The 6675-nt window shown below is 58.5% G+C and carries 7 protein-coding genes; 2 read left to right on the forward strand and 5 right to left on the reverse strand.

Going from position 1 to position 6675, the window contains the following annotated elements; all coding sequences use genetic code 11:
- Together QV747_RS16525 and QV747_RS16530 are read right to left on the reverse strand one after the other, a co-directional pair.
- On the reverse strand, positions 1–267 hold a 267-nt coding region (locus QV747_RS16525; protein ID WP_288791577.1), incomplete at its 3' end, for a hypothetical protein.
- 7 nt (positions 268–274) lie between these two features.
- A complete protein-coding gene (locus tag QV747_RS16530; protein WP_273432768.1) occupies positions 275–2290 on the reverse strand; it encodes a UvrD-helicase domain-containing protein in 2016 nt (671 codons plus the stop codon).
- A gap of 134 nt (positions 2291–2424) precedes the next feature.
- Here QV747_RS16530 and QV747_RS16535 point away from each other — a divergent pair, with 134 nt between their 5' ends.
- Positions 2425–3345 carry a flagellar brake protein gene (locus QV747_RS16535; RefSeq protein WP_273432770.1) on the forward strand — a complete coding sequence of 307 codons (921 nt, stop codon included), beginning with the start codon at positions 2425–2427 and terminating at the stop codon, positions 3343–3345.
- A 141-nt stretch (positions 3346–3486) separates the two neighbouring features.
- Here the strand turns inward: QV747_RS16535 and nth are convergent, their stop codons facing one another.
- The 3 genes from nth to QV747_RS16550 all read right to left on the reverse strand — a co-directional run bounded on the left by nth (position 3487) and on the right by QV747_RS16550 (position 5471).
- Positions 3487–4137, reverse strand: coding sequence for an endonuclease III (gene nth, locus QV747_RS16540; RefSeq protein WP_273432772.1), 651 nt, complete (start codon positions 4135–4137; stop codon positions 3487–3489).
- A 78-nt stretch (positions 4138–4215) separates the two neighbouring features.
- The gene (locus tag QV747_RS16545) at positions 4216–4467 is read right to left on the reverse strand and encodes a TIGR03643 family protein (protein WP_028449857.1); all 252 of its coding nucleotides are present in this window, start codon (positions 4465–4467) and stop codon (positions 4216–4218) included.
- 116 nt (positions 4468–4583) lie between these two features.
- Positions 4584–5471 (reverse strand): ATP-binding protein, encoded by an 888-nt coding sequence (locus QV747_RS16550; RefSeq protein WP_273432774.1) that lies wholly within the window; start codon positions 5469–5471, stop codon positions 4584–4586.
- 177 nt (positions 5472–5648) lie between these two features.
- Between QV747_RS16550 and QV747_RS16555 the strand changes: the two genes are divergently transcribed.
- Positions 5649–6095, forward strand: coding sequence for a hypothetical protein (locus tag QV747_RS16555; protein ID WP_028449859.1), 447 nt, complete (start codon positions 5649–5651; stop codon positions 6093–6095).
- The last annotated feature ends 580 nt before the right edge of the window (positions 6096–6675 follow it).

Genomic DNA, 6675 nt, shown 5'->3' on the forward strand with positions numbered 1-6675 from the left:
TTTGTTTCGCTGCGTCATCAGCAGAGAGGCCGAACTATACCCACCCATCGAAAACGCGTCAACACCTACCAAACGAAAAAGCGCCAACAAGTCGATAAGCGATTGATTTTCAAAGACCCGAATATCAAAGAAAATCGCGCCAAACCAAGAAGAACCATTAGCCCCCACGCCCAGCAACACCGCAGCACCAGCGCAAAAGCAGCCAAAACCCAGCCTAGAAACACCACAGCCCGCTGACGCGGGCTGTGGTTTGGCTAGATTGCCCATTGTTTATCTAGTTTTTGGGGGTCATCAGGGCGTTGAGACTGCTCATCAGCTGCGCAGCGCGACTGGCGTGCTCTTTTTTGATGTCGGCACTGGGCGCGTATTTCTCGGAGAGCCGGCCACTGAAATGCACGTCGGCCATCGAGAGCTCATCCAGAAAGCGGCTTGGGCGGGTGATTTGCCATTCGCCGGCGCGCCGGCGCTTACTGCAATAGGTAATGGTCAAGCTGCGCTGAGCGCGGGTGATGCCCACGTACATCAGCCGCCGCTCTTCCTCCACCATGCCGGTTTCGATGGAGTTCTGATGCGGCAGGATTTCCTCTTCGCAGCCGATTAAGAAGACATGCGGATATTCCAGCCCTTTGCTGGCGTGCAAAGTCGAGAGCCGCACCGCGTCGACTTCTTCTTCATCGCGCCCTTCCAGCATCGTGATAATCGCAATGGTCTGCACGATCTCGATGAGGTTTTTGCCATCTTGCTCACCCTTGCGGCTAATCCAGCTGGCCAGCTCCTGCACGCTTTTCCATTTATTTTCGGCGGGCTTGGGCTCTTCGCTATCGTATAACCAGGTTTCGTAGTCGATCGCCGCCAGCAGCTCTTGCAGCAATGGCCCGGCCGGCTCGCGTGGAGCACGGGTTTGCAGCCGATTAATGAAATTGCAGAAGGTCTGCAGCGCTTCGCATTGCGCCGGCTGGATCTGATGCACAAACCCCTCCTCGTATGCCGCTGCAAACAAGGAAATCTGCCGGCTGGCGGCATATGCCCCCAGCTTTTCTAAGGTCACATTGCCAATCCCACGCTTGGGCGTGGTTACCGCGCGGATAAACGCCGGATCATCGTCTTCGTTGGCCACCAAGCGCAGATAGGCCAGTACATCTTTAATCTCGACGCGATCAAAGAAGCTCTCACCCGCCGCCATCACATAGGGAATTTTCTCGGCACGCAGTTGTGCTTCGATAATGCGCGACTGGAAATTACCGCGATACAGCACCGCGTAATCTTTAAAACTGGTGCGATTGAGCAGCATATGCTGGCGCAGCCGATCGGCCACGCATTTGGCTTCGTCTTCGTCGCTCTTGGTTTCCACCACCTTGATCAGATCGCCCTCGCCCAGCTCCGACCAGAGTTTTTTCTCGAATAGCTTGGGATTGTTGCCGATGACCGCGTTGGCACAGCGCAAAATGCGCGCCACCGAGCGATAGTTCTGCTCCAGCTTGATCACTTCCAGCTTGGGAAAATCAATCTTCAGTTGTTTGAGGTTTTCCACATTGGCGCCGCGCCAGGCATAAATACTCTGATCATCATCGCCCACGGCGGTGAAGTAGCCGGTGATGTCGGTTAAGAGCTTCACCAGCTGATATTGGGTGGTATTGGTGTCTTGGTATTCGTCGATCAATAAATAGCGCAGCTTGTGCCGCCATTTTTTCAGTACTTCGTCGTTGTCTTCAAAGAGATCAACCGGCAGACGAATCAGATCATCAAAATCCACGGCCTGATAGGCAAACAGCGTGTCTTGGTAGGCGCGATAAATCCGCGCCAGTTGCAGCTCGCCCTCAGAGCTAGCGGTGGCCATGGCCTTATCGGGCGAGATGCGGTCATTTTTCAGCATTGAGATCTGCCCGGCCACTTGGCGGATAAGCGCTTTATCGGTGGTGACCAGCTGATCGGCTATGATTTTATTGGCGTCGGCCGAGTCCAGAATCGAAAACTGGGTTTTATAGCCCAGATGCGGCGCTTCTTCGCGCAGGATTTTCATCCCCAGGCTGTGAAAAGTGGAAACCGTCAGCCCGCGTAAGCGCTCGGGCGGCAATAAGGTGGCCACCCGCTCCTGCATTTCGCGGGCGGCTTTGTTGGTAAAGGTAATCGCGGCGATATTGCGCGCATCCATACCGGCCGTTTCGATCAGGTAGGCGATTTTTTGCGTAATCACCCGGGTTTTGCCCGAGCCTGCCCCGGCCAGCACCAGGCATGGGCCAGACAGATATTGCACCGCCGCGCGCTGCGGCGCATTCAGTAAATGCAGCATGAAGTAGGCCTAGAAATCCTGCCAGAAAGGGCAAAATGGTATCACGTCGATAAACTGCAACGCAGGTCGGCTGATGCTTGGCCATTTGTAAGAATTAGCGAACAATGGTTTATCCGCTCCGCAGGCCACCCAGAATGAGTAAGCCCGATCTGCAACCCGTCCGCGCCCAAGATCTGCATGTGGGCCAGCCCTTGGCGTACACCATTTATGATGCGCAGGGGCAACTGCTACTGCGCGAGGGGCAGATTATCCGTAATGCGGCGCAGCTAGACGCCTTGCGCACACAGGGGCTGTTTCGTAATCCGCTGTGGCAGGGCACGGCGCAAGCCAGCATCAAGCGCAGCAGTATAGCCCCCAGCACCAATCAGGATGAGCCTGCCAGCCCAATACCCCCTACCCCCAAAAAAGCCGCCAAAGCGCGCCATCTGCCACAACTCAAAATCACCCCCGGTAGCACTTTGCATGTGCAATCGCTGGGCGATCCGCTCAAGCCCAAAGCTGCGGTAAAACTAATCGGCTGGCAGGATAAAGCCGGCGTGCTGATTAGCACACTGAGCAACGATGGGGCGATTTTGCCGTTTCGCGAAGGGGAAACGCTGCAGCTCAAAACCATCGCCGGCAAAGACGTGGTGAGCTTTAAGGGCACGGTCGAGAAAGTCTGCTTCAGCCCCTTCCCCTACCTGCATCTAAGCTGGCCGGATAAGCTGGATATCCACCAGCTGCGCAATAGCTTGCGGGTAAATAGCAATCTGATCGTGAGCGTAATCCGCGCGCAGCAGGCGGGCGTTGCCGCGCGGGTGATTAATCTATCCGCCACCGGCGCCATGCTGGAAGGGGCGCAATTACAGCTCGAAGCGGGCGAAGCCATCCAGATCGGCCTGCGCCTGCACGCCGCTGGCGAAGACCACACACTGAGCATCAGCGCCACCGTGCGCAATTGCCACATCGACCCGCCCGCCGTCACCATGCAATACGGGGTGGAATTTGCGCCGCTGGGCGTGGCCGAGCGGCTGGTGGTGGAGCATTTTATTTTTCACGCACTGCTAGAGCAATAAAACGGAACAATAAAGCAGCTGGCATTGCCACGCGGTTGGCTCAGCCCCGCCCGCCGAGGCCATGCGCGTTCGGCACGTCCCCGTACCCGCCAATGTATCGCTCGCTAGCCATTATCTAACATACCGCAGCGAGCAATACCCCTAGCGCCCCGGCGGTGGAGTAAGCTGCTTGCTGCGATAGTCGCAAACATCATTCACCACGCAGCGCCAGCATTCGGGCTTGCGCGCCTTACATACATAGCGGCCATGCAAGATCAGCCAGTGATGGGCATTGAGCATGAATTCAGCCGGAGTGACTTTCAGTAACTTATCTTCCACCGCCCGCACATCCTTACCTGGCGCCAGGCCCGTGCGATTGCCGAGCCGAAAAATATGCGTATCCACCGCAATCGTGGGCACGCCAAACGCGGTGTTCAGCACCACATTGGCCGTCTTGCGCCCAACCCCGGGCAGCGCCTCGAGGCTCTCGCGATCACGCGGCACTTCCCCGCCATGCTGCTCAATCAGGATGCGACAGGTTTCCAGTAGATGCTTAGCCTTGCTGCGATACAGGCCAATGGTGGCGATATAGGCCTCAAGCCCGTCTTGGCCCAGCGCCAAAATCGCCGCCGGCGTGTTGGCCACCGGAAACAAGCGCGCGGTGGCTTTATTCACGCCCACATCGGTGGCCTGCGCCGACAGCAGCACCGCGGTCAATAGCTCAAACGGCGTGCTGTAATTCAGCTCGGTGGTGGGGTTGGGGTCCAGCTCGGCCAGCCGGGCATAAAAGGTATAGCGAGTCTGCTTATTCATAGTGGGCAGCCAGATTATCTGCGCCGCGCGGGCGAAAGCGGCCAATATCGCATCAAGCCCGCCGGCAGGCAACCACGCTCAGCGCGGTTTGTATTGGCCCGGCGCGTAAGCGCGCGTGATATCGGGATGGCGCAAGGCGGCGTGTTTGGTCACGCGGCCGGCGGTGCGCGCACGCCACAGGCGAAAACTGCTGGCGTGCAATTCACGTCGCATCAGCCGCACCAGCTGGGTTTGATTCAGCCCAAATTGCTGCTCGATCGCTTCAAACGGGGTGCGATCTTCCCATGCCATTTCGATAATGCGCGATAAATCTTCTGCATTCCAGGCCATGCGGCGGCTCCAGCGGTTATCCATGCACGGCAGATGTGGCCAAACGGGCAAGAAACAAGCCCGCCCGGCCAGACTCGCTCCCGCAAAACGCAACCGCAACCTCCGCAGCTACCCGCTTAGCCCGCCGCCTGCTGCGCCAGCCCGCGTCGCCCCAAATAATCGCGCACAAACTGCCAGGCAATCCGCCCACTGCGGGCGCCACGCGTGTGCGCCCACAGCAAAGCTTCGCGCTGCACCTCGGCATCCCACGGTGCGGGGCCCAGCGTCGCCAGCCAGTGCGCCACCGCGCGCAAGTATTCATCCTGACTAAAACTACTGAACGACAGCCAGATGCCAAAGCGCTCGGACAAGGCGATTTTTTCTTCCACCGCCTCGGCAAAATGAATCTCGCCGCCTTCATAGCGCGTGGCCGCGTTTTCGCTGAAATATTCCGGCACCAGATGCCGGCGGTTGGACGTAGCGTAAATCAGCACATTGGCCGACGGGCCGGCAATCGAGCCATCCAGCACCGTTTTCAGCCCCTGATAGCCGTGATCGCCCTCTTCAAACGACAAATCATCGCAAAAAATCAGAAAGCGCTCGGGCCGCGTGGCGACTAGCTCCACAATTTCGGGCAGATCATATAAATGGGTTTTCTCCACCTCGATCAACTTCAGCCCATCGGCGCGGCAGGCCTGCCACACGGCCTTTACCAAGGATGATTTTCCGGTCCCACGCGCGCCGGTGAGCAGCACATTATTGGCCGGCAAGCCGGCCACAAACTGGCGGGTGTTGGTGAGCAGGCGCTGCTTTTGCGCCTCGACATTCTGTAAATCGGCCAGCGCCACCTCATGTGGTTGACGCACCGGCTGCAAATACCCGCCCGCGGCCGTCGCCCGCCAGCGCCACGCGGCCGCCTGCCAATCGGGTGTTGCGCGGCTAGCTTGACCTTGCTGCCATTGCTGCAGCGCCGCCTCGCCCAAACTTAATAGCCGCGCCAGTTGTGCGCTGAAATCCTGATCCATGCTTGCCCCCTGCACACTTTGCTCTAGCGTTTTACCATCAGCGCATCTTCGCGCGCAGCCCGGCCGGGGTCAATGCCGGGCGCAACATCGCCACCACGGCCAGCGGCTCGCACTAGGCAAAAACCGCATCAGGTTTTACCCTTAATGGTATCAAGCAACGAGAACGGAAAGACCACCATGCCACGTCGCGCGAACCCTCGGATTTTGGCCCTGGATGCCACGTTTACCGTACTGAGCCTCGGGGCGCTGAGCTATTACGGTTGGCTGGGCGAGTTTTATCCGGCTTGCCTGAGCCTGATCTTGCTCACCATCGCCGCCCGCCATTTGCTGAATGACTGGCAATCGCTGCAAATCACGCCCATCCAGCTGAGCCTGCGCACCACGCGCCGCAGCTGGCAGATCGATACCATGATCTTGTGCCTGCTGATCACCGCGGCCATCAGCAGCTGGCTGCGCGGCGATTCACCGATGCTGACCCTACTCACCCTCGCCGGCGCCGTCCTTACCGCCCGGCATTGGCTCAACGGCTACCATTCCCTCCACAAAGCCCGCCCAATCCTCGCCGACACGCCATCGCGCTTTGGCGAGCTGGCAGCGGAAACGATTAGCGGGCAGTCGCGCTAATCAATTACTAGAGCCATTTTCTTCGAAGCTTAGCCTACTGCCGCAGGCGGTAAACCGGCGGTTCCGCCCGCCGGACGAGCAAGGGGCCGCAAAACTCGCTGCGCGCTAGCGTCGCGCAGCTCAAACAGGTTGCGGCTTAATACCTTGCCAACCGCCTCCCGAACGGCGCGGCTCCACGGGCAACTTGTGCTAACCACGGCAGGGGTATATTCACCAAACCAAAGCCCCGCAATGCCTTCAGCACAATACTGCCGCTAGTATTTGCCGGACTAGTGAAGCTGGGCTTGGTTTCCCGTGTAGCGAAAACCGCAGCAAGGAGGGAGACAAACGGCCTTTTGTTTGGCTCACGACGCGGCAAGGGCAGCGCGGAGCGCTTTTCGCCCGGGTCGCCTTTGGGGTGAAGGGGTATTTGGCGAAGCAAATACCCATTCCCGTTAGTGCGGCGGAACGCGCATTAATAAGCGCGCCAAGGGCGCATAAAACCAATCAGCACTTAATTAGATCTACGTTTGCATAGCCTGCTGGCGCAGGCGGTAAACCGGCGGTTTCGCCCGCCGGACGAGCAAGGGGCAGTCTTGCC

The organism is uncultured Chitinibacter sp., from assembly GCF_945957625.1.
Classification (GTDB): domain Bacteria; phylum Pseudomonadota; class Gammaproteobacteria; order Burkholderiales; family Chitinibacteraceae; genus Chitinibacter; species Chitinibacter tainanensis.

Bases quoted from the DNA above. Each gene is read 5' to 3' on its own strand.
- QV747_RS16530 (WP_273432768.1), bottom strand. From the start codon at position 2,290: ATGCTGCATTTACTGAATGCGCCGCAGCGCGCGGCGGTGCAATATCTG.
- QV747_RS16535 (WP_273432770.1), top strand. From the start codon at position 2,425: ATGAGTAAGCCCGATCTGCAACCCGTCCGCGCCCAAGATCTGCATGTG.
- nth (WP_273432772.1), bottom strand. From the start codon at position 4,137: ATGAATAAGCAGACTCGCTATACCTTTTATGCCCGGCTGGCCGAGCTG.
- QV747_RS16545 (WP_028449857.1), bottom strand. From the start codon at position 4,467: ATGGCCTGGAATGCAGAAGATTTATCGCGCATTATCGAAATGGCATGG.
- QV747_RS16550 (WP_273432774.1), bottom strand. From the start codon at position 5,471: ATGGATCAGGATTTCAGCGCACAACTGGCGCGGCTATTAAGTTTGGGC.
- QV747_RS16555 (WP_028449859.1), top strand. From the start codon at position 5,649: ATGCCACGTCGCGCGAACCCTCGGATTTTGGCCCTGGATGCCACGTTT.